Here is a 23,553-nt window from a genome sequence, read left to right as displayed (position 1 = left end):
GACGTCCACATGGCGGAGTTCGGGGCCCGGGAAGACGGAGGCGGCGATGACGCGGGTGGCGCACGAGGTGCCCGACGAGGTGGAGGACGACGTCGCCCGCCGACCAGGCGGAGGATGCGCGACGGCCCTGCTGTCGCTGCTCACGCTGGCCTTCGCGGCCTGGGCGGCGCTACCGGTCGTCGAGCTCGACGTCGAGCGCTACACGGTCGCGCTGACCGCCCTGGCGCAGTACGCGGTGATCGTCGGCGTCGTCCTGGTGCTGCTGGGCATGGTGCTGCGGCGCTGGCTGAACGTGCTCATCGCGCTGCTCGCCACGGCCGCGCTCGTCTACACGGTCGCGCCGAGGGCGGTCCCGGACGGGATCGCCGCAGAGGGCGAGCCGCTGCGCGTGCTGTCGGTCAACACCTACTTCGGCCGCGCCGACGCGGCCGCGATCGTCGACGAGGTCCGGACCCGGCGGGTCGACGTGCTCAGCCTCCAGGAGCTCACCCCGGAGATGGTCGCCGAGCTGGACGCCGCGGGCCTGTTCGCCGCGCTGCCGAACCGGGTGCTGCACGCCGGGCCGCAGGCCGACGGCACCGGCATCGTCTCCCGTCACCCGCTGCGCGAGCTCGCGCTGGTCCCGCCGACGACGCTGGCGCAGCCGTCGGCGCTGGTGGACGTGCCGGTGGGGCGGGACGTGGAGTTCGTCGCGGTGCACCCGCTCTACCCGATGGGGGAGGGCACCGCGGAGGTCTGGGCGCGCGACCTGGCCGCGCTGCCCGAGCCGTCGCTGACCGGGCAGCCGCGGGTGATGGCGGGCGACTTCAACGCCACGCTCGACCACACCCGGCTCAAGGACCTCATCGGGCGCGGCTACGTCGACGCCGCCGGAGCGCTGGGGCAGGGCCTGACGCCGACGTGGCCGTCGGGCTGGACGGCGCCGCCGGTCACCATCGACCACGTGCTCGCCTCCGGCGGGGTGCGGCCGGAGGACTACGAGGTCGTCGACGTGCCCGGCAGCGACCACAGGGCCGTGTTCACGACCCTGCGCGTCGCCGGGTGACTCACTTCTCCGGGTAGGAGCCCAGGACGACCTCGAACTCCAGCAGGTTGGAGCCGGACGCCACCGGGTTCTTGCGCTCGCCCGCGTGGGCCTCCTTGGCCGGGCCGTTGGCCCAGTTCTGGAAGTCCTCCTCGGTCTCCCACTTCGTGTAGACGAAGTAGCGGTTGTCGCCCTGGACGGGGCGCAGCAGCTCGAACCCGAGGAAGCCGGGCGCGTCGTCGACCGAGCCGTGGCGGGAGGCGAAGCGCTTCTCCAGCTCCGGGCCGGAACCTTCGGGGACCTCGATCGCATTGATCTTCACAACAGCCATGGACCCACCCTACGAGCGAACGCCCCGGCGCACCCTGTCTCCTCGATCTCACCGAAGGTGGAAGTCCTCCCGACTCTCGTGGAGGGGACAGTTTTCATGAAAACCGTCCACCCCCGGAGACCGGGAGGTTTTCATGAAAACTTCCCCTCTCGTGGGGACGGGAGGACATCGAGGGGTGTCTCGTGGTCGTCTGCGGGGACAGTTTTCATGAAAACTTCCCCGACCCTCAGATCTCGATCTGGGGGTGGAGGCGGGCGAGGGTCCAGGTGCGCTGTCGATGGACCACGAGGGTCGTGAGGAGCAGGACCACCGCCAGGACGCCGCCGAGGACGATCAGGTCCCGGTAGAGGTGCGAGGCCAGGCCGCCGGAGATCGTCACCCGCAGGCCGTCGACCAGGTACGTCATCGGCAGGAACGGGTGGACGGCCTGGAACGGCATCGGCGCCGTCTCCATCGGGTACAGGCCGCCGCACGCGGTGAGCTGCACGATCAGCAGCACCAGCGACAGCAGGTCGCCGACCGCGCCGAACGCGGTGCGCAGCAGGTGGTCGATCGCCACGAACGTCACCGCCGCCAGCGACAGCAACCCGATCGTCCAGCCGATGCTCACCGGCGCGAGACCCAGGCCGAGGTCGACCACCAGGTACAGCACCATCCCGCCGATCACCCCCAGCGCGGCGGCGGGCAGCAGCCCGGCCAGCGCGATGGTGAACGGGTTGACCTTGTCCGCCAGCGCCCGCAGGTTCACCGGCTTGAGCAGCAGGTACGCGAACAGCCCGAACACCCACAGCGCGATCGCGAAGAAGAACGGCGCCAGGCCGCGCCCGTAGACGTGGGCCGGGTTGAGGTTGTCGGTGCGGATCTCGGTCGGCGAGCCCAGCACGTCGGCTGCGCGGGAGACCTCCGTCGGGTTCGTCGGCGGGATCTTGTTCAGCGTGTCGTTGATCATCGTCCGCAGCTCGCGCGACCCGTCGTTGAGCTGACCCGCCCCGTTCTGCAGCACGGTGCTGCCCGCCACCAGCGAGTTCAGCCCGCCCGCGATGCCCTGCGAGCCCGACGTGACCTGCGTGGTGCCGGAGTGCAGCGTGTCCACCGGCGCGGTGATCGACCGGACCCGCTCCTGCAGCGGGCCCATGCTGCTCTGCACCGCCCGGGCCCGGCGGTTGGCCTCCTCCGCCGTGCGCAGCGCCTCGCGCGCCCGCGAGTCGGTTTCCGACGCGCCGGCGGCGAGTCGGCGCGAGGTGTCCAGCGCCTGCTCGTAGGCCGGATCGCCGCGCAGGTCCGGGTGCGCCGAGCCCAGCCCCTGCACGGCCGAGTACCCGTCGGCGGCCTGCTGCTCCATCATCGCCGTGGCCGTCGAGATCGACGTCAGGCTGCTCACCGCCACACCGCTGGCGTTGACCAGCGAGTTCACCGCGCCCGGCAGCTGATCGGCGGCGAAGTCGGCGATGCTGCCCAGCTGCCGGTCCAACTGGCCCGTCGCCTGCGAGATGTCCTCCACCCCGCGCGAGACCAGGCTCGTTCCGTCCCGCACCCCGCCGAGCCCGCGGGTGAGCGCGGCCGTGCCCTGCTGGCTCAGCGCCGTGCCGTCCACCAGCTGCTTCGACGCCTCCGAGGCGACCTGCAACTTCTCCCGCATCTGCCCGAGCTCGCCGTAGAGGGCGCGGGCGTAGCTGGCGTGCGCGGCGGCGTTGATCTGGTTCTGCAGCTCGGTCTTGACGGTGTCGGCCATGATCCCGGCGATGTAGCCGTTCGCGTCGTTCTTCGTCAGCCGCACCGCCGCCCGCTGCGGGTTCCCGTCGGCCGCGGCGGCGAGCTTCGCGCTGAAGTCCGTCGGGACCTCGATGATGAAGTAGTAGCGCCCCTCGGCGAGTCCGCGCCGCGCGTCGGTGCCGCGCACGAACCGCCAGTCGAAGACGTCGTTGACCTTGAGCTGCTTGACGAACTGCACGCCCGCGTCCAGGTGCTCGCCCCGCGCGTCCACCGCCCGGTCGTTGTTGACCACCGCCACCGGAACCCGGTCGAGCTTGCCGTAGGGGTCCCAGTTCGACCACAGGTACAGCGCCCCGTACAGCAGCGGCACCAGGATCAGCACGAGCGGGACCAGCCGGAGCAGCGAGCCGCGAAAGCGCCGCAGTTCCAGCCAGGCGAGCCTGACGGCCTTCACCGGCCGGCCTTGCCCGGGAGCTCGATCTCCGCGGTCGGCTCGGGGAACCGCCCCGCGGGCAGTCGCACCACGTTGAGGTCGCCCGCCGGGGGATCGGTGGTGCTGGCGATCACCGTCATGCCGATCCCGGTGACCTCGCGCAACGCCGCCCACACCCGCGCCCGGCCGGCCCGGGTGAGCCCGGCGTCGACGTCGTCCACGACGATCCCGGCGGGCGCCGGAGCCGCGGCGAGCCCGATGGCGAGCAGCAGCTGCTCCTCCGGTGGCAGCTCGCCGATCAGCAGCGACCGGTCCACGTCCAGACCGACGAGCTCCAGGCCGAGTTCGATGGAGGCCTTGTTGGTGCCGCTGATCAGCCTGCGCTCGGTGATCGCCTCCCGGACCCGGTGCCGGTCCTCCAGCTCGCAGCCGGGCCGCAGCCGCGCCGGGCGGATCAGCTTGCGCGCCCGAGCGGCCTTGCGCGGCAGCGGGAATCCGTCCACGTCCAGCTCACCGGTGATGATCCGCAGCCGCCCGCACAGCACCAGCAGCAGCGACGTGCGCCCGGAACCGCTGGGCCCGGTCACCACGGTCAGCGAACCGGGCTCGACGCGGAGATCCAGGTTGGCGAACACCACGCCTTCCGGGCCCTTCGCGGCGATCCCGTGCGCGAGGATTCCCGCGCCGAGGACGTACATGAACCCTCCTCCGGTCTCGTGGAGGCAGTGCACGTCCAAAGTGGCCGCTGCAGGGCTGATCGGCAACTCGTATTGATCTGCCCGACATGGGGGCGGTCAATGGATGTGGCGGAGCCGAATCCTCCTCCACCACCTGAGGCACCGGTTCCGCTACCCGCACCGCTGAGCAACGCAGGTCCTCAACATTTCTCAGCGCGTCAGGAGGGTTTCCGCGTCTCCGGTCCTGGTGTCGACGACGCTGATCTCCCGCACCGCCGCGCGGACCGGTTCGGGCGGCAGGAGGGCGGTGAACGCTCGGGCGAGCTGGTCGGTGTCGAGACCGCGCGCCAGCGCGCAGTAGGGGATCCAGGCGCCGGGGAAGTAGTAGGCCGACGGGTTCTTCACCTTGCCCGCCAGCGCGTCGTGCACGGCCGAGTGCACCGCCAGCAGCTCGGTGTCGACGACCGCGCCCAGCAGCAGCATCCGCTCGTCGCCGGGCAGCGTGCCGAGGGCGTGCAGCCACAGGTCCGGGATCGACAGCAGCTCCAGCTCGCCGCGCAGCGCCTTGCGGGCGGCGGCGGGAATGCTCCCGGCCCGGGCCATCGTCACGCTCGGGCGCTCGTCCGGGACGTCGATCCCCGCCTCGCCGAGCCGTTCCCGCAGCGCGCGCAGGCTCGACTCGGTCTCGTCGTCGAAGTGGCAGACCAGCGCGTCGGCCATCAGCGCTCCCCGGGCAGGGCGAAGCGGCCGTCGTCGGTCTGCTCGACCAGGCCGTCCACCAGCAGCGAGTCCAGGCACCGGTCGCGCTGACCGGCCTCGTTCCACGCCGCGTCGAGCTGCTCGCGGGTGACCGGGCCGGTCGAGCCGCGCAGCACGTCCAGCAGCCTGCCGCGCACCTGGCGGTCGGTGCCCGCGAACTTCTGCACCTTCTTCGGCGGTCCCGCGTAGGCCGGGCGCCCGTTGTGCTGCCACGCGCAGTCCGCGGCGATCGGGCACGCCTCGCAGCTCGGCGAGCGGACCGTGCACACGACCTGCCCGAGCTCCATCAGCGCCGCCGACAGCAGCGCGGCCGGCTCGTCCTCGTCGGGCAGCAGGGCGTCCACGTCGGCCAGGTCGCGCTTGGTCGACGGCGGGCCCGCGTCACCGGCGCCGTGCACCGCGCGCGCCACCACCCGGCGGACGTTGGTGTCGACGACCGGGGCGCGCCTGCCGTAGGCGAAGGCCGCGACGGCGCGGGCCGTGTACGCCCCGATGCCGGGCAGCGCGAGCAGGGTGTCCACATCGGACGGAACGACGTCGTCGTGCTCGGCGGCGATGGTCGCGGCGGCCTCGTGCAGCCGCAGCGCGCGGCGCGGGTAGCCGAGCTTGCCCCAGGCGCGCAGGACCTCGCCCTGCGGCTCGGCGGCCAGGTCGGAGGGGTGCGGCCAGCGGCGCATCCACTCCTCCCAGATCGGCTGCACGCGGTTGACCGGGGTCTGCTGCAGCATCGTCTCGCTGACCAGCACGCCCCAGCCGGTCACGCCGGCGGCGCGCCACGGCAGCGGGCGGGCGGTGGCGGTGAACCAGTCGGACAGCGCGTCGAGGTCGAGACGGGTGTCGGCTGCGGTGGTGGGACTGTTCATGGCGTCTGCAGATCCTGCCAGGCGCTCGATGATCACCCGGAAGAAGCCCGGCGATCACCGAGCGCGGCAACGGATGCGCCCCATCGGGCGATCATTGAGGGGTCCATTCAGAGTATCCGACACGTTACTGTCGGTTCGTGTTTGATCCGAACGGTCCGTTGCCACCCGCGGTGTACTGGCGTCGCCGCGCCGTGGCGGTCTCGGCGGCCCTGTTAGCGGTCGGACTCGTCGGGTGGGGCGTGATCGCCCTGATCGCCGGGCCCGGCCAGCCCGAACCGGTCCCGCAGGCGGCGGGCGCGCCTCTGGCGATCGCCGCCGACACCGCGCCGCAGGCGTGTCCCGACGAGGTGGTGCGCGTCGCGGCCGAGGTCGGGCAGCCCGCCTTCCGGGCCGGTGAGCGGATCGGACTGGCCGCCACCGTCACCAACACCGGCCCGCAGCGCTGCGGGCGCGACCTCAACCGGATGCTCCGCGAGATCGAGGTGACCACTCCCGCCGGACGGCACGTGTGGTCCAGCAACGACTGCTACGCCGAGTCGACCAACGAGCAGCCCGTCCTCGAACCCGGCAAGCCCGTCCGCAACGACGTGCTGTGGTCCGGCCTGACCTCGGTTCCCGGCTGCGCCGTCGAAGGTCAGAAGCCCGTCCCGCCGGGCGACTACCAGGTCGTCGCGCGCCTCACCTCGATCACCAGCGCACCCGTGCCGTTCAAGGTCGTGCCCTGAGGCTGTTGAGGCATGCGGCGGAGCCGCATTCTCTTCCGCCACCCAGGCTCCGCCACCCGCACCGCCACGCAGGGCGAGAGATCAACAGCTCCTAGTCCTCCTGCTTGCGGCGGCGGACCAGCTTGAGCGCGTCCTTGATCGTGGCGACTTCGGTGACCTTGATGCCCTTGGGCAGCGGGCCCGGGTCAGGCGGGACCAGGGCGCGGTCGAAGCCGAGCCGGGCGGCCTCGGCGAGACGTCGCCCGACGCCGTTGACGCGGCGGATCTCGCCCGCCAACCCGACCTCGCCGATCACCACCAGGTTCGGCGGCAGCGGGCGGCCGGTCTGCGAGGACGCGACCGCCATCGCGATCGCCAGGTCCGCGGCCGGTTCGCCGATCTTGGTGCCGCCCACGGTCGCGGCGAACACGTCGTGCGAGCCGGTCGGGATGTGCCCGTGCTTGCCCAGCACCGCCAGCATCATCGACACCCGGGCCGAGTCCAGGCCGCTCACCGAGCGGCGCGGCATCGCCATCTCGGTCTTCATCAGCAGCGCCTGGATCTCCACCAGCAGCGGCCGCTTGCCCTCGACCATGACCGTCACCGCCGTGCCGTCCACGGCGGCCTCCTGCCGGTTGATGAACAGGCCCGACGGGTCCGGGACCTCGGCGATGCCGTCATCGCGCTGCTCGAAGCAGCCGACCTCGTCGGACGGGCCGAAGCGGTTCTTCACGCCGCGCAGCATCCGCAGCGAGGAGTGCCGGTCGCCCTCGAACTGCAGCACCACGTCCACCAGGTGCTCCAGCACGCGCGGCCCGGCGACCGCGCCGTCCTTGGTGACGTGCCCGACCAGCACGACCGGCAGCCCGCGCTCCTTGGCCAGCGCCACCAGCGCCGTGGTCACCGCGCGCACCTGCGTCACCCCGCCCGGGCTGCCGTCGGCGTCGGGGGACTGGACGGTCTGCACCGAGTCGACGATGAGCAGGCCGGGCTTGACCGCGTCGACGTGCCCCAGCACCGCGGACAGGTCGCTCTCGGCGCCGAGGAAGAGCTCCGGGTGCACCGAGTCGGTCCGCTCCGCACGAAGGCGCACCTGACCTGCGGATTCCTCACCGGTGACGTACAGCGAAGCGCCGGGGGAGGCGCCGGAGGCCCAGCGGTGCGCGACCTCCAGCAGAAGTGTGCTCTTCCCCACACCGGGCTCGCCGGCCAGCAGCACGACGGCCCCGGGCACGATCCCGCCGCCCAGCACCCGGTCCAGCTCGCCGATCCCGGTCGACACGGATCGGGCCGAGTCGAGGTCCACCTCGGCGATCGGCCGCGCCGGAGTGCTCGGCGCCCCGGCGGAGACCTTCGCCAGCGCGGGCCGGGCGGCAGCGGCCTCCTCGATCGTCCCCCACGCCTGGCATCCGGGACACCGCCCCACCCACTTGGCGACCTCATGGCCGCAGTCGGCACACCGGAACGCAGGACGGGAACGAGAGGTCTTGGGAGGCACGCCGCGAGGCTATCCACCCACCCCGACGATCACCCCCACCGACTCACCCGCACCGCTCCGGAGGTCGAGAACCGCAACATCCGACCGGTGGAAACCGGGGGCTTCGACGTGACGGGGGCGGGGACGACGAAGGCCCCCGGAGCCGGGCTCCGGGGGCCTTCGCGCTGGGAAGGTCTGGGTCAGTGACCGCCGCCGGCGTGCTGGCCTTCGGCTGGGCTGCCGTGCTCGGGGCGCGGGTTGTGGTCCGCGCCGATCGGGACCTGGACGGTGACCGGGCCAGCCTTCTCGAACACGAAGGTCACCGGGACCGTCACGCCGGGCGTGATGTCCTGCTTGAGGCCGTTCAGCGCGATCTGCACGGTGCGCTGGTCGTTGCCCGCGGGCTTGGCCGTCGGGCCCGACGCGTGCAGCGAGGTGTTGGTCGGCAGGTCGGTCGTGCCGCCGACCTGGCCGGACGCCGCGAACGGGCTCGTGACCTGCACGAGCTTGTCGTTCGGGCCGGTGTTGCTCAGGACCAGCTCGAGCGGGGCCGACGAGCCGGCGCGGTAGAACGCGCCCTCGGTCGGGAACGCGAGCGTGGCGTTGCGGACGGCGACCTGCTGCGCATCGCCGCTACCGCCGTTGACGGCGGCAACCTGCGTGTCGGTCTCGGTGACCTGACCGGCACTGCAGCCGGCGAGGGCGACGACGGCGCCGAGTCCGAGTGCGGCCGGGATCAACCGCAGGCGGACGGCCTTGAGGTGCTGAGGGCGGCTCACGGTTGCAGCGTCCCTTCCTGATTGCCGGACAACCACGTGGAGCTTAGTCCCCGTCCGCCGGGGGTCGCGCAGGGGCTTGCCGAACTACGTATCGGCGGCTGCGACAGGCCCGCAGAACCACCCGTACGGACGGTCCATTATGGACGGTTTCACAGGGCCGAAAGGGGCTGCCTTGCACGTCGGAGCGCTTCTTGTCAAGTACCGCCCACGCTCTGACCTGCGATTACGGATGGTGAGGTGGTCGAAGCCCGGTTGCCCTACGTGTTAAAGTAGGGGTAGCGAAAGGGGCAGAGGACACATGGTTTTCAAGGTCGGAGAGACCGTCGTCTACCCGCACCACGGTGCCGCGCTCATCGAAGCAATCGAGACTCGTGTGATCAAGGGCGAGGAGAAGCAGTACCTCGTCCTCAAGGTTGCGCAGGGTGACCTGACGGTGCGCGTTCCCGCGGACAACGCCGAGATCGTCGGTGTTCGGGACGTAGTCGGTCAAGAGGGTCTGGATCGAGTTTTCGACGTGCTGCGGGCCCCGCACACCGAGGAGCCCACGAACTGGTCTCGTCGGTACAAGGCCAACCTGGAGAAACTCGCCTCGGGCGATGTGAACAAGGTGGCCGAAGTGGTGCGCGACCTCTGGCGACGCGAGAAGGATCGTGGCCTGTCCGCAGGCGAGAAGCGAATGCTGGCGAAGGCTCGTCAGATCCTGGTCAGCGAGCTGGCGCTGGCCGAGGGCACTGACGAGGGCAAAGCGGAAACGCTGCTGGACGAAGTCCTCGCCGCTGCGGTGTGAGTGATCGGAACGGCTAGAGCGTGAGCGTTGTCGCGCTGGTCCCCGCCGCTGGTCGTGGGGTGCGCCTGGGGTTGAACGTGCCCAAGGCGCTGGTTCCGGTCAAAGGTGAATCTCTGCTGCTGCGCGCGGTCCGGGGCCTGCTGGGCTCGGACCGCGTGCAGCACGTCGTGGTGGCCTCGCCGCCCGACCAGGTCGAGGTCGTGGCGGCCGAGCTCGCCACGCTGCCGAACGCGCACGTGGTGCCGGGTGGTGCCGAGCGAACGGACTCGGTGCGCCTGGCGCTCGGCGCCGTCGCCGACGTGGCCCCGGACGCGCACGTCGTGCTGGTGCACGACGCCGCGAGGTGCTTCACGCCGGCGAGCGTCATCCGCGATGTCGTGTCCGCGGTGGAGGCCGGTGCGCCCGCCGTGATCCCGGTGCTGCCGGTGACCGACACGATCAAGCGGGTCGACGAGTCGGGCGCGGTCGTGGAGACCGTCGACCGCGCACCGCTGCGAGCGGTGCAGACCCCTCAGGGCTTCAACATCGACGTGCTGCGGCAGGCCTACGCCGCCGCGGGCGACATCGCCACCGACGACGCCGGGCTGGTCGAGCGCGTCGGCGGCAAGGTGCACACCGTCGACGGCCACCCGGACGCCCTGAAGATCACCACCGCCTTCGACCTGGCGGTCGCCGAGGCCGTCCTGGCCGCCGAGGAGAGTTCCCCGAAGTGACTGATCGTCTGCCGTTCGTCGGGCAGGGCGTCGACGTGCACCCCGTGCAGGCCGGACGCGAGTGCTGGATGGCCGGGTTGCGGTGGCCGGACGCCGACGGCTGCGCGGGTCACTCCGACGGCGACGTCGCCTCGCACGCGCTGTGCGACGCGCTGCTGTCGGCCGCGGGCCTGGGTGATCTGGGCGCGGTGTTCGGCACCGGCGACGATCGCTGGGCCGGCGCGCACGGCGCGGAGCTGCTGGAGGAGGTCCGCTCGCGGATCGCCGCCGAGGGCTTCGCGATCGGCAACGCGACGGTGCAGGTGATCGGCAACGCGCCGCGCATCGGCAAGCGCCGCGAGGAGGCGCAGGAGGTGCTGTCGAAGGCGGTCGGGGCGCCGGTGTCGGTGTCCGGCACGACTTCCGACGGGCTCGGTCTGACCGGGCGCGGCGAGGGCATCGCGGCGGTCGCGACCGCGCTGGTTTTCCGCTGAGTAACGGCCGGCTACCCCGGTGTGACGGGTAGTTGGAGTCGGGGAAAACTCAGGGCTCGCACCCTTCTGATCGGGGGCGCCCGCGCGCGATCCTCGAAGCATGGTGATCGAGCGGAACCGGTGGGTGCGTCGGCTGCTCGTGGTGCAGCCGCTGGTGTTGTGGCCGGTGTCGGTCGTGCTGTGGTCGCTGGGCGACGAGCTCGACCTGGCGCTGGCGGTCGTGCTGCTGTGGCTGAGCGCCGCGGCGAGCGTCGCGGCCATCGTCCTCCCGATGAAGAACGACGACTCCGACCGAGATCGTTTCCGCAGTGCGGAATCATCACTCCAGTGCGGGCAGTTTTAGCCAGAACTGCCCATGATCGAAGTCCGTTTTGTCCGGACAGTTCTGGCTAAAACTGTCCTCTCGCCGGGGACGATTCCCAGGAGACCCGTACTCCGGCGACCCGGGAGCCCGGCGAACGGGGGAAATCTCCGCCCCTGGTCGTGAGCTAGGCCGCATGTTCATGTCGGGTTCGCCCGGCGCGCATACCGTGGCCGTGTGACTCTGCGAGCGGTGATCTTCGACTTCTCCGGCACCCTGTTCCGACTGGAGGAGAACCCGTCCTGGTACTCCGACCTCACCGACTCCGACGGAACCCCCTTCGACCTCTCCGCCCAGGCCGAGATCATGCGGCGGATGACCGCACCGACCGGCCGGATCGTCGAGCTCGGCGATGAGTTCCTGGACGCGTGGGAGAAGCGCGACCTCGACCCCGAGCTGCACCGCAAGGTCTACGTCGAGGTCCTGCGCAGCTCCGGCGTCCCGGACCGGCAGGCGCACGGCCTCTACGCCCGGCTGATCGACCCCGACCAGTGGACCCCGTACCCGGACGCCGCCGAGGTGCTGCGCCGGTTGTCCGAGCAGGGCGTGAAGGTGGGTGTGATCAGCAACATCGCCTTCGACATCCGCCCGGCCTTCGACCGCCTCGGCGTCAGCCGGCACGTCGACGAGTTCCTGCTGTCGTACCTCGAAGAGGTGATCAAGCCGGATCCGAAGATCTTCCTGCGGGCCTGCGAGCGCCTCGGCGTCGCCCCGGAGGAGGCGCTCATGGTCGGCGACAGCGAGGAGGCCGACGGCGGCGCGGCCGGTGTCGGGTGCGAGGTCGCGATCGTCGACCCCGCTCCGACCAGCGAACGCCCGACCGGCCTGATCGACGCGGTGGGCGATCTGCTGCGCTGACCGTCAGGCAAGCACCGAAGGTGCTTTCTCTGTGCCCCACCTAAGCAACCTGCACCGCCGCGGGTTCTGAGCGCTTTCGTGGCGAGTACGCCGTGACGCCGCGTATTGGCATACATAAGGAGCGGCGCACGGAGTCCACGGCAGCGCTCAGGTTCCGCTACCCGCACCGCCAAGCAGGGTGACCACCATCAGCTCGGTCGGCCTGTCGTGATTGCCCTGAAGCCCTTCCCCGTACCATCGGGGTCGTGAGCCTGCACCTACATGACACAGCGACCCGCACGACGCGCGAGTTCCACCCGCGCTGCGACGGAGTGGCGTCGATCTATGTCTGTGGTGCCACCGTGCAGGGGGTTCCGCACGTCGGTCACGTCCGCAGCGGGCTGAACTTCGACGTGCTGCGCCGCTGGCTGCAGCGCTCGGGCTACGACGTGCGCCTGGTGCGCAACGTCACCGACATCGACGACAAGATCCTCACCAAGGCGGCCGAAGCGGGCCGGCCGTGGTGGGAGTGGGCTGCCACGCACGAGCGCGCCTTCGAGTCGGCCTACGACCGGCTGGGCTGCCTGCCGCCGTCGGTGCTGCCGCGCGCCACCGGGCACGTCACGCAGATGATCGACCTGATCCAGCGCCTCATCGACAAGGGCCACGCCTACCCGTCCGGCGGTGACGTCTACTTCGACGTCGCCTCCTACGGCGACCAGTACGGCAAGCTCTCCGGGCAGCGCCTCGACGAGGTGCAGCAGGGCGAGTCGCTGGCCTCCGGCAAGCGCGACCCGCGCGACTTCACGCTCTGGAAGGGCGCGAAGCCGGGCGAGCCGAGCTGGCCGACGCCGTGGGGCCACGGGCGCCCCGGCTGGCACCTGGAGTGCTCGGCGATGGCGACCTTCTACCTGGGCGGCGAGTTCGACATCCACGGCGGCGGCCTGGACCTGGTGTTCCCGCACCACGAGAACGAGCTGGCGCAGTCGCACGCCGCGGGCGACGGGTTCGCCCAGTACTGGATGCACAACGCGTGGGTCACCATGAGCGGCGAGAAGATGTCGAAGTCGCTCGGCAACGTGCTGTCCATCCCGGCGGTGCTGGAGCGCGCGCGGGCCGTGGAGCTGCGGTACTACCTGGTCACCCCGCACTACCGGTCCACCATCGAGTTCTCCGAAGCGGGCCTGCAGGAGGCGGCTTCGGCGTACGGGCGGATCGAGAACTTCGTCCGCAAGGTCGTCTCCCGCGCCGGTTCGGTCGAGCCGGGCGAGGTCGCCGCGGAGTTCGCCGAAGCCCTCGACGACGACCTGGGCACGCCGCAGGCGACCGCCGCCATCCACGCGGCGGTCCGCGAGGGCAACGCCGCGCTGGACCGCGGTGACGACGAGGCGGCCCGCGCGGCCGCGTCGTCGGTGCGCGCGATGACCGGGGTGCTCGGCCTGGACCCGCTGTCGCCGCAGTGGGCCGAGGAGGGCGGCGACGCCGCCCGCGACGCCCTCGGCGAGGCCGTGCGCCTGGTGCTGGAGCAGCGCCAGAAGGCGCGCGCGGAGAAGGACTTCGCCACCGCCGACCTGCTGCGAGACCGGCTGCAGGAGGGCGGGATCGCCGTCGAGGACACCCCCGACGGTCCGACGTGGACATTGAAAGACGGGTAACTCGTGGCCGGCAACGACAAGCGCCGCGGTGGCGTGCGCAAGACCAACAAGAAGGGCATGGTCGTCGGTTCCGGCGGGCAGCGGCGGCGCGGTCTCAAGGGCAAGGGCCCGACCCCGAAGGCGGAGGACCGCGTCACGCACCCGGCCAAGAAGCGCGCCGACCAGCGCGCCAAGGCCGACCAGCAGCGCGCCAAGCGCCAGGCCGCGGCGGAGAACGCGCCCGAGCTCGTCGCCGGGCGCAACCCGGTGGTGGAGTGCGTCCGCGCAGGCGTCCCGGCCAGCGGCATGTACGTCGCGCAGGGCATCGACGTCGACGACCGGGTCACCGAAGCGGTGCGCGAGGCCAAGAACCGGGGCATCCCGGTGCTCGACGTGCCGCGCGTCGAGCTGGACCGGCTCACCCACAACGCGATGCACCAGGGCCTGGCCCTGCAGGTGCCGCCGTTCGACTACGCCCACCCCGACGAGGTGCTCGCGGCCGCGCAGGACACCGGCCTGCCGCCGCTGATCGTGGCGCTCGACGGCGTCACCGACCCGCGCAACCTGGGCGCGGTGATCCGCTCGGCGGCCGCGTTCGGCGCGCACGGCGTGGTCGTGCCGCAGCGGCGCAGCGCCGGGATCACGGCGGTGGCGTGGCGGACGAGCGCGGGCACGGCGGCGAAGCTGCCGGTCGCCAAGGCCGTCAACCTCACGCGCACGCTCAAGGACTACAAGGAGGCCGGGCTGATGGTCGTCGGCCTCGACGCGGACTCCGACATCACCTCCGACGAGCTGGAGCTGGCCACCGGCCCGCTGGTGGTCGTCGTCGGCTCGGAGGGGCGGGGGCTGTCGCGCCTGGTGCGCGAGACCTGCGACCAGACGGTGTCGATCCCGATGGCCGGCGACGTCGAGTCGCTCAACGCCTCGGTCGCCGCGGGTGTCGTGCTCTCCGAGGTCGCCCGGCGGCGCCGGGTCCGCTGAGGGGCGAGAGCTCGGTCCATTCCGGACCTGCGACGCGCTGACCTCGGTTAGGCTGCTCCGGCAACCGATCCGAGGAGGCGTGGGCCTCCCGCAACCGAGGCCCTTCGATGTCCTTCGCTTCGCCGCTGTTCCTGTGGTACTTCCTGCCGGCCGTGCTCGCGGTCGTGCTGGTGGCACCCCGCAGCGGGCGCAACGTCGTCGTCGCGCTGGCCAGCCTGCTGTTCTACGCGAGCGGGGCGGGCGGCACGACGGTGCTGCTGCTGGCGTGCATCGCGGTGAACTTCCTGGCCGGTCGCCGCCTGGAGCCGGGCGACGACTGGCCGGGGCAGCGGGAACGCCGCCGGTGGCTGCTGATCGGCGTGGTCGCGTTCAACCTGACGATCCTGCTGATCTGGAAGTACGCGGGGTTCGCGACCGAGCAGCTGGCGGTGCTGGCGCGCTGGTTCGGCGGCGACTACCCGGTGCTGCACCTGGCGTTGCCGATCGGCATCTCGTTCTACACGTTCCACCACATCTCCTACGTGGTGGACATCTACCGGGGCGAGCGCCCGGCGCTGCGGGACCCGGTCTCGTTCGTCACCTACATCGCGATGTTCCCGCAGCTGGTGGCGGGTCCGATCGTGCGCTACCGGGAGATCGCCGATCAGCTGCCGCAGCGCCGCACGCACCGGCTCGATGACATCGCGGCCGGGTTCCCGCGCTTCGCCTGGGGTTTGACGAAGAAGGTCGTCGTCGCCGACACGCTGGCACCGATGGTCGACGCGTGCTTCGCGACTCCCGCGCAGGACATGACGTTCGCGATCGCCTGGCTGGGCGCGATCGGCTACACGATGCAGCTGTACTTCGACTTCTCCGGCTACTCGGACATGGCGATCGGGTTGGGGCGGATGCTGGGGTTCCGGCTGCCGGAGAACTTCGCGCGGCCCTACTCGTCGGTGACGATCACCGAGTTCTGGCGGCGCTGGCACATGTCGCTGTCGCGCTGGTTCCGCGACTACGTCTACATCCCGCTCGGCGGCAACCGCCGCGGCACGGCGACGACGTACCGGAACCTGACGATCATCTTCGTGCTGACCGGTTTCTGGCACGGCGCCGCGTGGACCTACCTGGTGTGGGGGCTGTTCCACGGCGGTCTGCTGGTGCTGGAGCGCCGCTTCGGCTGGTCGGCCGCACCCGCGGACCTGCGGTCACGACTGGCGCGGCGGGCGTTGACGCTGCTGCTGGTGGTGGTCGGCTGGGTGTTCTTCCGCGCACCCGACCTGGGCAGCGCGCTGGGGATGCTCGGGCACATGCTGATCCCGGACCTGGCGGGGCTGACCGACATCGTCGCGGCGTCGGTGACCCACCAGCGGTTGTTCTTCCTGCTGATCGCGCTGATCGTGGTGCTGCTGCCAGCTGGTTCGGGCACCGGCCCGTTCCTGGAGGCGGTCCGCACCCGCGAGGCCTACGTCGTGCGCGCGGTGGTGCTCACGGCGGGCCTCGGCTACGCGGGCCTGCTCGTCGCCACCGGCACGTTCAGCCCGTTCCTGTACTACCAGTTCTAGGAGGGGACAGGTGAGGACTCCGGAGCTGCCTCCGGTGCACGAGGCGTGGTTGCCGCGGGATCACCCGCTGCACCGGCCTCGGCACGGCCGACGTCAGCTGGTGGCGTTGATCTGCGCGCTGGCGTTCTTCAGCGCGCCGTTGAGCAGCTGGTTGTTCGGGGCGCGGCCGGAGCAGCTGGAGAACCGGCCGCTGGCCGAGTTCCCCAGCGTCACCGAGGGTTTCGGGTTCTTCACCGGGTTGAACGGGTGGGCCACCGATCACCTGCCGTTCCGCAAGGCGGCGGTGCAGGCGGTCAGCGGCATCAGCCGGGGCGTGTTCGGCGAGCCGGCGCCGCTGGCGGGTGGGTCGCACAGCTCGCCGGTGGGTGCGGGACAGGTGGACGCCAAACCGCCGATCGACGAGAGCGTGTTCCCGCCGGTCATCGAGGGCCGCGACGGCTGGCTGTACCTGGGGCACGACGTGTCCTACCGCTGCGTGCCGAGCCGCACGACGGACGAGATCATCGCCGGGCTCCGCGCGTGGCGGAAGGCCGTGGAGTCGTCGGGCCGGACGTTCCAGCTGGTCATCGCCCCGGACAAGTCGACCGCGTACCCCGAGCACCTGCCGGAGAACTACGCGGGGAAGGACTGCTCGGAGGCGGCCCGGGAGGAGTTCTGGCGGCGGGTCCCGAAGGCGACCGGCGCGATCGACCTGCGCGCGCCGCTGCGCCGAGCGGCCGAGCGCAACGGGCACCCGATCTACCACGACATCGACACGCACTGGACCCACGAGGGCGGCGCGACGATGGTCTACCAGCTGGCGGAACGGCTTTCGCCGGGCATCACCGGCACCTGGAAGATGACGCCGTCGCGGCGGTACCCGCACAGCGCCGACATCCCCGACCTGCTGGGCCAGGATCGCGCGGTGGACATCCAGGCCTACGCGCTGGCACCGGACGGGGGAGAGGACAACACGCAGTTCAAGCCCAGCGACTTCCACGAGCCGCTGCACCTGAGGTCGACCCCGAAACCGGGGATGATCACGGCTCCGGTCCGGGTGGTCGGCGACTCCTTCACCCAGTTCGCCAGCCCCTACCTCGCGGCCACCTACGCCGACGTCACCATCACCCACCCGGACAACGTCGCCACCCAGCCCCGAGCCACGGCCGAACTCCTCGCCCAGGGCGAGGTCATCACCTTCGAACTCTCAGAACGCTTCGTGGCCGGCGGCAGGTACCCCCTCCTCAACCCCGAAGTCGCCACCGAGGTCGGCCAGGTCCTCGCCGCCCACCCCGTGAGGTGAGGGCAGTGGACAGTTTTAGCCATAATCACCCATGATCAATGTCCTTTTTGTCCGGACAGTTATGGCTAAAACTGTCCACTGGCAACGGACGTTGTCACCGTGACATCGCCTCGCCTCGCCTCGCCTCGCCTCGCGTCGCGTCGCGTCGGGCGGGGCGGCGCGGACGGGCCGGGAGGGTGGAGCGGGGTGCCTGGGTGGTCAGGCGCCCCGCTCCGAGCCCAGCCGTCGGTGTCAGCGTTGCAGGGGGGTGAAGTCCCTGGAGGCGATGTGGTTCGGGCGTGGGGCGCTGGCCGCGTAGGGATCCACCAGCGAGTTCTCCGCGCTGTTGAACACGATGAAGATGTTCGAGCGCGGATAGGGCGTGATGTTGTTGCCCGAACCGTGCATGCAGTTGGAGTCGAACCACAGGGCCGAGCCCGCCGGGCCGGTGAACTGCTCGATCCCGTGCTCGTAGGCGAGCTTGGTGATGGCCTCCTCGGACGGGACGCCCACCCGCTGCTGCTTGAGCGAGGTCTTGTGGTTCTGCTCCGGGGTCTCACCCGCGCACGAGACGAACGTGCGGTGAGCGCCCGGCATGATCATCAGACCGCCGTTGAACGGGAAGTTGTCGGTCAGCGCGATCGAGATGCTCACCGCGCGCGGGTCCGGCATGCCGTCCTCGGCGTGCCAGGTCTCGAAGTCGGAGTGCCAGTAGAAGCCGGTGCCGCGGAAACCGGGCATGTAGTTGATCCGGCTCTGGTGCACGTACACGTCCGACCCCAGGATCTGCCTGGCCCGGTCGAGCACCCGCGGATCGCGGGTCAGCTCCCCGATCAGCGGACTGATCCGGTGCACCTCGAAGATGGACCGGACCTCGTCGGACGAGCGCTCGATGATCGTGCGCTCGTCGGCGCGGACCTCCTCGTCGCGCGTCAGCCGCTCCAGCTCCTGCCAGTAGGTCTGCACCTCCGCGGGGGACAGCAGCCCCTCCTGGACGTGGAAGCCCTTGGTGTCGTGGGCGGCCAGCTCGTCGCGCGTGGCCGGTCCGGTGGGCCCACCGGACCAGACGGTCGGATCGGTCCGTTCGAGCAACGCCGAATCGGAGCCCCGCGTCGGGTAGCGGTCCGTGGTGCTCAGATCAGCGACGGTCATGGGTTGCGCCTCCTTCGCGAATTCCCGCCGGAGCGGATCGATGTCTGGATGACACCGCCCGCCGTTCTCGGTTCCTCGTTGAGAAGCGGCACACGTCGAGTGCCCGCGTTCCCCCACGTCGCACGCGTGGGGAAAACCCTGGTGGTGAATGACAGCGCGGCGGGTCCCCGGTCTCCGGGTACCCGCCGCGCGTGGAGCTGAATCAGCCCGCGATGATCAGTCCTCGACGATCAGCGGGTAGACGCCGTTCTCGTCGTGCACCTCGCGACCGGTGACCGGCGGGTTGAACACGCACACGGTCTTCATGGTCGTCTTGGGACGCACCTGGTGCTTGTCGGCGTCGTTGAGCACGTAGATCGAACCCGGCTTCAGCTGGTGGACCTCACCGGTCGCCTTGTTCTCGACCTCGCCCTCGCCCTCGGTGATGAACACGGCTTCGATGTGGTTGGCGTACCAGAAGTCGTTCACCGTGCCGGCGTACAGCGTGGTCTCGTGCACCGAGAAGCCCAGCTTGTCCTTGGCGAGGAGAATGCGCTTGCTGCGCCAGTTCTCGGTCTTGATGTCGGCGTCGGTGTCCTCGATCTCCGAGAGGTGCCGGACGATCACGTTTCCTCCTGTGAATCTTGGTTGGTGCACTGCGCGGGAACGCGCCACACGCAGCTTGCCGCACGACGTGCTCGGGTCGGGAGAGGTGAAAGCCGTTCGAATGGCTTTTTCACCCTCCCGACCCGCGGAAGCAACGTCGAATCAGGCCAGAACGGCACGAACCGAGTCGCGCACGATCTCCAGGCCCTTCTCCAGCTCGTCGTCGGAGACGGTCAGCGGCGGCATGATCTTGAGGACCTCGCTGGAGGGACCGGAGGTCTCCATCAGCAGCTTGCGGTCGAACGCGGCCTTGGAGACCTTGCCCGCCACGTTGGTGTCCTCGAAGCCCAGGCCGCGAGCCAGCCCGCGGCCCTTGGCGATGGCGCCACCGTGCTCGGCGGCGATCTCCTCCAGCACCTGGCCGACCCGCTCGCCCTTGGCGATGGTCGACTTCTCCAGCTCGTCGTTCGACCAGTACAGCCGGAATGCCTCAGCGGCGGTGACGAACGCGGGGTTGTTGCCGCGGAACGTGCCGTTGTGCTCGCCCGGCTCCCACACGTCGTGCTCGGGCTTGATCAGCGTCAGCGCCAGCGGCATGCCGTAGCCGCCGATGGACTTCGACAGGCAGACGATGTCGGGCTGGATGCCGGCCTCCTCGAAGGAGAAGAACGGACCGGTCCGGCCGCAGCCCATCTGCACGTCGTCGACGATCATCAGCATCCCGTGCTTCTGGCACAGGTCGTAGAGGCCGCGCAGCCACTCGGGGCGCGAGGAGTTGATGCCGCCCTCGCCCTGCAGCGTCTCGACGATGACCGCGGCCGGCTCGTTGAGGCCGGAACCGCTGTCCTCCAGCATCCGCTCGAAGTACAGGAAGTCGGGCACCTGGCCGTCGAAGTAGTCGTCGTAGGGCATCGGGGTGGCGTGCACCAGCGGGATGCCCGCGCCGCCGCGCTTCATCGAGTTGCCGGTGACCGACAGCGAGCCCAGCGTCATGCCGTGGAAGGCGTTGGTGAAGCTGATGATCGACTCGCGGCCGGTGATCTTGCGGGCCAGCTTCAGCGCCGACTCCACCGAGTTGGTGCCCGTCGGGCCGGGGAACTGGACCTTGTAGTTCAGCCCGCGCCGCTGCAGCACGTTGGTGTTGAACGACTCCAGGAACTCGGCCTTGGCCTTGGTGGCCTGGTCGAGACCGTGGGTCACGCCGTCGCGGGCGATGTAGTCGAGCAGCTTCTGCTTGAGCGCGGGGTTGTTGTGCCCGTAGTTGAGCGCACCCGCGCCGGCGAAGAAGTCGAGGTAGCCGGTGCCGTCCTCGTCGTAGAGGTAGCTGCCGACCGCGCGGTCGAACGTGGTCGGCCACGTTCTGCTGTAGCTGCGGACTTCAGATTCGAGGGTGGCGAAGATGTCGTTCACGGATCCTCCGTTCGGCCGACGGCGCGCGGGCGCCCGGCGCTTGAAGACGGGAAAGAGTGGAGTGGCTTTGCCTCAGGCGGCGTCGAACGGCCCGATGCGGTACAGGTCCTCTCCCAGGTGCGAGTCCGGGAACAGGTCAGCGGTGAACAACTCGCTGCTGGTGATCTGCGTCGCTCGGTCGCGCGCCAGCGCGCTGAAAAGCTTGATCGATGCGGTGTTGTCCGGGGTGATCGTGGTCTCCAGGAATCGCACGTCGCGCCCCCGCACTCGATCGACCAGGTGGTTCAGCAGCTTGCCGGCCACGCCACCACCGCGCTGGGAGGCATCGACGGCGATCTGCCACACCACGAGGGTGTCCGGAGCGTCGGGCCGGATGAACCCGGTCACGAAGCCCACTACCGCACCGTCGACACGCGCCACCGCGGAGGTCTGCGAGAAGTCCCGGCACCACAACAAATATGCGTAGGACGAGTTCACATCGAGCACTGCCGAATCGCGAGTGATCCGGTAGAGCTCAGGGCCGTCCGCGACGACCGGAGCGTCGATCTCCAACCGTCCGGCTGAACCGCTTCCGCCATTCCGATCTTCGTGTTTATGGCTCGGTTTATCGCCGGTCATGTTGTGCCAACTTAACAGAACATCCGTCGTGAGTCAGGTTCTCACGCCTTTCTTCCGGCATCTACCAGGCGATTCTCGATTTTACACGTGAGAAGCACTACAGAAACGTTGATCCGCCGTCTGAGCCGGTGCTAGCCGGTCTCTCCGGGGATTTGCAGGACAATTTTCGGCAACCTCTGACCAGCGGAAACGGTGATTCCGAGAGCGGCTGATCCGCGTCGGGCAGGAAATCTTCCGGTCTTGTGAATACTGCTCGGATCAGGTGAGAAATGGAAGCGGGCGCACCCGCCGGGGCCGGCACGCCCCGGGCGAATGCGCCCGCTGGAGTGGGGACCCGTGCCTGCGTCGGGGTCCCCGGTGGGAGGTCGATCAGACGCCGGCCAGGCCCGAGATCCAGTCGCGGTACTCGGTGATGTTGACGTAGGCCGTCGAGGTCGCGCGGTCGCTGGTGGAGGCCACGCCGACCTGCTTGTCACCGGCGAACATGGGGCCGCCGGAGTCGCCGCCCGCCGGGATGCCGTCCCCGCGCGAGGCGCAGATGGCCTGGCCGCCGCGGTAGTCGGTGCAGTCGCCGTTCACGCCGGTCACGTTGACGTCGGCGACCTTGAGGATCGGCGCCTGGCACTCGATCTCCGGCTTGTCGGTGCAGGTCGCGCCCCAGCCGTAGGTCTGCACGGTGTCGCCGTTGGCGACGGTGCCCGGGTCGCCCAGCGGCGCGTAGTCGGTCTGCACCGCCTTGTCGATCTTGACCAGGGCGATGTCGGCGGTGTCGTGGATGTGCACCTCGCCGGGGATGGCGTTGACGTGCTCGCCCTTGGTCTGGTCGACGTCGCCGACGTTGAAGCTCAGGCCGTTGCCGTCGGCCGCGTCGGCGACGCAGTGCTGAGCGGTGAGGATCCACTCGGGGGCGATGATCGAGGCGGTGCAGGTCTCCTGGTCGTCGACGAACAGCCGGGCCGCCCACGGCGCGCTGTCCACCTCGCGGCCATCGATGATGTACGGCTGGACGTCCTGCGGGGTGGGGGCTGCCTGCGCGGGCACCGCCAGCAGGCCGCCGGCGATCACGGCACCGGCGAGTCCGGCGAGATTGCGGACGAGCGACACGTTGGTCTCCTTCGGTTCGCGGTTGGGCGAGAGCCGAAATCGACCTTCACTCGATCGAGTGGTGCTGTCCATTGATTGAGCACAACTCGCCATCACCGGGAAATGCGGCACCCGGCAATTCCCAGTATTTCCCAACGCAATTCAACCCCGGGAGATCGGATTCCCCTCCGGCTCAGGCGGAGTCCCGGCGGATCTCGCGATACTCCTTGATCACCAGCACGATGATCACGATGTCCAGCGCGGTGAGCGCGGGCAGCACCAGCGAGTGCGTCTGCACGCCCCGGACCAGTTCGAAGAGCACGAACAGGCCCAGCGCGGTGATGGCCACCGGGTACCAGCGGACCGCCTCGCGCAGCAGCGCGATCACCAGGACGAGCTTGATCAGGCCGTGCACCAGCAGGTAGCCGATCACGAAGGCGCGGGTGCCGCCCGCGAAGTGCTGCACCGCCTCCTCGAAGTGCCCGGCGAGCGCGCCGGTCGGCGGGCCGAGCAGATCGCGCGTCACCACGCCGTGCGCGATCCGGGTCAGCTCGCGCGGCGAGAAGAAGATCAGCAGCACGCCGCCGAGCAGCTGGGTCACGGCGTCCAGGCCCTTGAGCCACACCGCCACCCGGAACAGCTTGTCCGTCAGCGTCGGTCCACCAGCCACACCCCCATGATGCGCCGCCGTCGCCGACCGCGGCGCCGACGTCGGTGTTCGGGTCAGAGGGTTCTGGTCATGAAGACGCTGTTGGGGTCTTTGCGGTATTCGGCGAAGGGTTCGCAGTAGTCGAAGCCGTGCTTGAGGTAGAGCTTGCGGGCGGGTTCGAAGAAATCGGCCGAACCGGTTTCCAGGCTCAGGCGCGTGTAGCCCATGAGTTTCGATTCGCCGATGATGTGCGTCAGCAGTTGCGACGCGATTCCGCGATTCTTGTGCGACGGGTCGGTGCGCATTGATTTGATCTCGGCGTGTTCAAGATCGATTTCTTTGATCGCTCCGCAGCCCAGCACCGCGTCGCCCTCGCGGGCGGACCAGAACGTAACCCCAGGTCGGCGCAGGGAGCTGAGCTCCAGCGCGTGCGTGCTCCCGGGCGGCGAGACCGCGCGCATCTCGCTGATGTGCCCCTGCAGGAAAGACTCGATCTCCGGGTCTGTCAGATCGTCAACGGCAATGCGCACCAGTAACCCCACCAGAATTCACGATCGACGACCGCAGGGACGGTATAGGTCGGAGTAGTCCGGTGTCCAGCCGCCGCGTCCGAAGTGATCTTCAACTCCGGAAATGGGCTCGTGATCGCAGGTTCTGAGCGATTCGACGCATTCTTGCTGGTCCCGGGACCAGAATTCTCCGGAG

25 protein-coding genes are annotated in these 23,553 nt (G+C 70.1%); 11 read left to right on the top strand and 14 right to left on the bottom strand.

Annotation, left to right across the window (positions count from 1 at the left end):
* Positions 1 to 46: 46 nt before the first annotated feature.
* Positions 47 to 1,045, top strand: a complete 999-nt coding sequence (locus QFW96_RS19055; RefSeq protein ID WP_281457044.1) for an endonuclease/exonuclease/phosphatase family protein — start codon at positions 47 to 49, stop codon at positions 1,043 to 1,045.
* Between the two features lies 1 nt (position 1,046).
* Here the strand turns inward: QFW96_RS19055 and QFW96_RS19050 are convergent, their stop codons facing one another.
* From QFW96_RS19050 to QFW96_RS19030, 5 genes are all read right to left on the bottom strand, one after another.
* Positions 1,047 to 1,355, bottom strand: coding sequence for an antibiotic biosynthesis monooxygenase family protein (locus tag QFW96_RS19050; protein ID WP_281457043.1), 309 nt, complete (start codon positions 1,353 to 1,355; stop codon positions 1,047 to 1,049).
* 226 nt (positions 1,356 to 1,581) lie between these two features.
* The gene (locus QFW96_RS19045) at positions 1,582 to 3,522 is read right to left on the bottom strand and encodes a YhgE/Pip family protein (protein WP_281457042.1); all 1,941 of its coding nucleotides are present in this window, start codon (positions 3,520 to 3,522) and stop codon (positions 1,582 to 1,584) included.
* Positions 3,519 to 4,199: an ATP-binding cassette domain-containing protein gene (locus QFW96_RS19040; RefSeq protein WP_281457041.1), complete on the bottom strand. Its 681-nt coding sequence runs from the start codon at positions 4,197 to 4,199 to the stop codon at positions 3,519 to 3,521. The genes QFW96_RS19045 and QFW96_RS19040 overlap by 4 nt, the downstream gene beginning before the upstream one ends.
* 189 nt (positions 4,200 to 4,388) lie before the next feature.
* Complete coding sequence (locus QFW96_RS19035; RefSeq protein WP_281457040.1) at positions 4,389 to 4,898, bottom strand: 2'-5' RNA ligase family protein; 510 nt, start codon at positions 4,896 to 4,898, stop codon at positions 4,389 to 4,391.
* The gene (locus QFW96_RS19030) at positions 4,898 to 5,800 is read right to left on the bottom strand and encodes an HhH-GPD family protein (RefSeq protein WP_281457039.1); all 903 of its coding nucleotides are present in this window, start codon (positions 5,798 to 5,800) and stop codon (positions 4,898 to 4,900) included. Before QFW96_RS19030 ends, QFW96_RS19035 begins: the two co-directional genes overlap by 1 nt.
* Before the next feature lie 137 nt (positions 5,801 to 5,937).
* On the opposite strand from QFW96_RS19030, the gene QFW96_RS19025 reads away from it, so the two are divergent.
* The gene (locus tag QFW96_RS19025; RefSeq protein ID WP_281457038.1) at positions 5,938 to 6,525 is read left to right on the top strand and encodes a hypothetical protein; all 588 of its coding nucleotides are present in this window, start codon (positions 5,938 to 5,940) and stop codon (positions 6,523 to 6,525) included.
* A 91-nt stretch (positions 6,526 to 6,616) separates the two neighbouring features.
* Here the strand turns inward: QFW96_RS19025 and radA are convergent, their stop codons facing one another.
* A complete protein-coding gene (gene radA, locus QFW96_RS19020) occupies positions 6,617 to 8,002 on the bottom strand; it encodes a DNA repair protein RadA (protein ID WP_281457037.1) in 1,386 nt (461 codons plus the stop codon).
* Positions 8,003 to 8,181: 179 nt separating this feature from the next.
* Positions 8,182 to 8,760 carry a copper chaperone PCu(A)C domain-containing protein gene (locus QFW96_RS19015; RefSeq protein ID WP_281457036.1) on the bottom strand — a complete coding sequence of 193 codons (579 nt, stop codon included), beginning with the start codon at positions 8,758 to 8,760 and terminating at the stop codon, positions 8,182 to 8,184.
* A gap of 298 nt (positions 8,761 to 9,058) precedes the next feature.
* Here QFW96_RS19015 and QFW96_RS19010 point away from each other — a divergent pair, with 298 nt between their 5' ends.
* From QFW96_RS19010 to QFW96_RS18970, 9 genes are all read left to right on the top strand, one after another.
* Complete coding sequence (locus tag QFW96_RS19010) at positions 9,059 to 9,547, top strand: CarD family transcriptional regulator (RefSeq protein ID WP_132623361.1); 489 nt, start codon at positions 9,059 to 9,061, stop codon at positions 9,545 to 9,547.
* A gap of 20 nt (positions 9,548 to 9,567) precedes the next feature.
* Positions 9,568 to 10,260, top strand: a complete 693-nt coding sequence (gene ispD, locus QFW96_RS19005) for a 2-C-methyl-D-erythritol 4-phosphate cytidylyltransferase (protein WP_281457035.1) — start codon at positions 9,568 to 9,570, stop codon at positions 10,258 to 10,260.
* The gene (gene ispF, locus QFW96_RS19000; RefSeq protein ID WP_281457034.1) at positions 10,257 to 10,733 is read left to right on the top strand and encodes a 2-C-methyl-D-erythritol 2,4-cyclodiphosphate synthase; all 477 of its coding nucleotides are present in this window, start codon (positions 10,257 to 10,259) and stop codon (positions 10,731 to 10,733) included. The genes ispD and ispF overlap by 4 nt, the downstream gene beginning before the upstream one ends.
* A 100-nt stretch (positions 10,734 to 10,833) precedes the next feature.
* Positions 10,834 to 11,076: a hypothetical protein gene (locus QFW96_RS18995; RefSeq protein ID WP_281457033.1), complete on the top strand. Its 243-nt coding sequence runs from the start codon at positions 10,834 to 10,836 to the stop codon at positions 11,074 to 11,076.
* A gap of 195 nt (positions 11,077 to 11,271) precedes the next feature.
* Positions 11,272 to 11,952 carry an HAD family hydrolase gene (locus QFW96_RS18990; RefSeq protein ID WP_281457032.1) on the top strand — a complete coding sequence of 227 codons (681 nt, stop codon included), beginning with the start codon at positions 11,272 to 11,274 and terminating at the stop codon, positions 11,950 to 11,952.
* A gap of 245 nt (positions 11,953 to 12,197) precedes the next feature.
* Positions 12,198 to 13,586 (top strand): cysteine--tRNA ligase, encoded by a 1,389-nt coding sequence (cysS, locus tag QFW96_RS18985; RefSeq protein WP_281457031.1) that lies wholly within the window; start codon positions 12,198 to 12,200, stop codon positions 13,584 to 13,586.
* A 3-nt stretch (positions 13,587 to 13,589) separates the two neighbouring features.
* Positions 13,590 to 14,546 (top strand): 23S rRNA (guanosine(2251)-2'-O)-methyltransferase RlmB, encoded by a 957-nt coding sequence (gene rlmB / locus QFW96_RS18980; protein WP_281457030.1) that lies wholly within the window; start codon positions 13,590 to 13,592, stop codon positions 14,544 to 14,546.
* Positions 14,547 to 14,653: 107 nt separating this feature from the next.
* Positions 14,654 to 16,090, top strand: a complete 1,437-nt coding sequence (locus QFW96_RS18975) for an MBOAT family O-acyltransferase (protein WP_281457029.1) — start codon at positions 14,654 to 14,656, stop codon at positions 16,088 to 16,090.
* A 10-nt stretch (positions 16,091 to 16,100) separates the two neighbouring features.
* The gene (locus QFW96_RS18970) at positions 16,101 to 17,372 is read left to right on the top strand and encodes an alginate O-acetyltransferase AlgX-related protein (RefSeq protein WP_281457028.1); all 1,272 of its coding nucleotides are present in this window, start codon (positions 16,101 to 16,103) and stop codon (positions 17,370 to 17,372) included.
* Between the two features lie 231 nt (positions 17,373 to 17,603).
* Here the strand turns inward: QFW96_RS18970 and thpD are convergent, their stop codons facing one another.
* The 7 genes from thpD to QFW96_RS18935 all read right to left on the bottom strand — a co-directional run bounded on the left by thpD (position 17,604) and on the right by QFW96_RS18935 (position 23,390).
* Positions 17,604 to 18,503: an ectoine hydroxylase gene (gene thpD, locus QFW96_RS18965; protein WP_281457027.1), complete on the bottom strand. Its 900-nt coding sequence runs from the start codon at positions 18,501 to 18,503 to the stop codon at positions 17,604 to 17,606.
* A gap of 216 nt (positions 18,504 to 18,719) precedes the next feature.
* Entirely contained in the window at positions 18,720 to 19,109 is a 390-nt protein-coding gene (locus QFW96_RS18960) for an ectoine synthase (protein WP_093415539.1), read from the bottom strand.
* 141 nt (positions 19,110 to 19,250) lie between these two features.
* Positions 19,251 to 20,498 (bottom strand): diaminobutyrate--2-oxoglutarate transaminase, encoded by a 1,248-nt coding sequence (ectB, locus tag QFW96_RS18955; RefSeq protein ID WP_281457026.1) that lies wholly within the window; start codon positions 20,496 to 20,498, stop codon positions 19,251 to 19,253.
* A gap of 72 nt (positions 20,499 to 20,570) precedes the next feature.
* On the bottom strand, positions 20,571 to 21,050 hold the full coding sequence (ectA, locus tag QFW96_RS18950) for a diaminobutyrate acetyltransferase (protein WP_281457025.1): 480 nt from the start codon (positions 21,048 to 21,050) through the stop codon (positions 20,571 to 20,573).
* A gap of 435 nt (positions 21,051 to 21,485) precedes the next feature.
* Positions 21,486 to 22,220, bottom strand: coding sequence for a S1 family peptidase (locus tag QFW96_RS18945; protein ID WP_281457024.1), 735 nt, complete (start codon positions 22,218 to 22,220; stop codon positions 21,486 to 21,488).
* 172 nt (positions 22,221 to 22,392) lie between these two features.
* Positions 22,393 to 22,869 (bottom strand): DUF2127 domain-containing protein, encoded by a 477-nt coding sequence (locus tag QFW96_RS18940; protein WP_281457023.1) that lies wholly within the window; start codon positions 22,867 to 22,869, stop codon positions 22,393 to 22,395.
* A gap of 53 nt (positions 22,870 to 22,922) precedes the next feature.
* A complete protein-coding gene (locus QFW96_RS18935; protein WP_281457022.1) occupies positions 22,923 to 23,390 on the bottom strand; it encodes a GNAT family N-acetyltransferase in 468 nt (155 codons plus the stop codon).
* Between the last annotated feature and the right edge of the window lie 163 nt (positions 23,391 to 23,553).

It is taken from the genome of Saccharopolyspora ipomoeae, from assembly GCF_029952525.1.
Lineage (GTDB): Bacteria > Actinomycetota > Actinomycetes > Mycobacteriales > Pseudonocardiaceae > Saccharopolyspora > Saccharopolyspora ipomoeae.
This window is presented reverse-complemented; position numbering and strand designations above follow the sequence as displayed.

Excerpts from the sequence above, each read along its gene's own strand:
- QFW96_RS18995 (WP_281457033.1), top strand. The coding sequence starts at position 10,834 with ATGGTGATCGAGCGGAACCGGTGGGTGCGTCGGCTGCTCGTGGTGCAG.
- QFW96_RS19035 (WP_281457040.1), bottom strand. The coding sequence starts at position 4,898 with ATGGCCGACGCGCTGGTCTGCCACTTCGACGACGAGACCGAGTCGAGC.
- QFW96_RS19055 (WP_281457044.1), top strand. The coding sequence starts at position 47 with ATGACGCGGGTGGCGCACGAGGTGCCCGACGAGGTGGAGGACGACGTC.
- thpD (WP_281457027.1), bottom strand. The coding sequence starts at position 18,503 with ATGACCGTCGCTGATCTGAGCACCACGGACCGCTACCCGACGCGGGGC.
- QFW96_RS19010 (WP_132623361.1), top strand. The coding sequence starts at position 9,059 with ATGGTTTTCAAGGTCGGAGAGACCGTCGTCTACCCGCACCACGGTGCC.
- QFW96_RS19040 (WP_281457041.1), bottom strand. The coding sequence starts at position 4,199 with ATGTACGTCCTCGGCGCGGGAATCCTCGCGCACGGGATCGCCGCGAAG.
- QFW96_RS19030 (WP_281457039.1), bottom strand. The coding sequence starts at position 5,800 with ATGAACAGTCCCACCACCGCAGCCGACACCCGTCTCGACCTCGACGCG.
- QFW96_RS19050 (WP_281457043.1), bottom strand. The coding sequence starts at position 1,355 with ATGGCTGTTGTGAAGATCAATGCGATCGAGGTCCCCGAAGGTTCCGGC.
- QFW96_RS18975 (WP_281457029.1), top strand. The coding sequence starts at position 14,654 with ATGTCCTTCGCTTCGCCGCTGTTCCTGTGGTACTTCCTGCCGGCCGTG.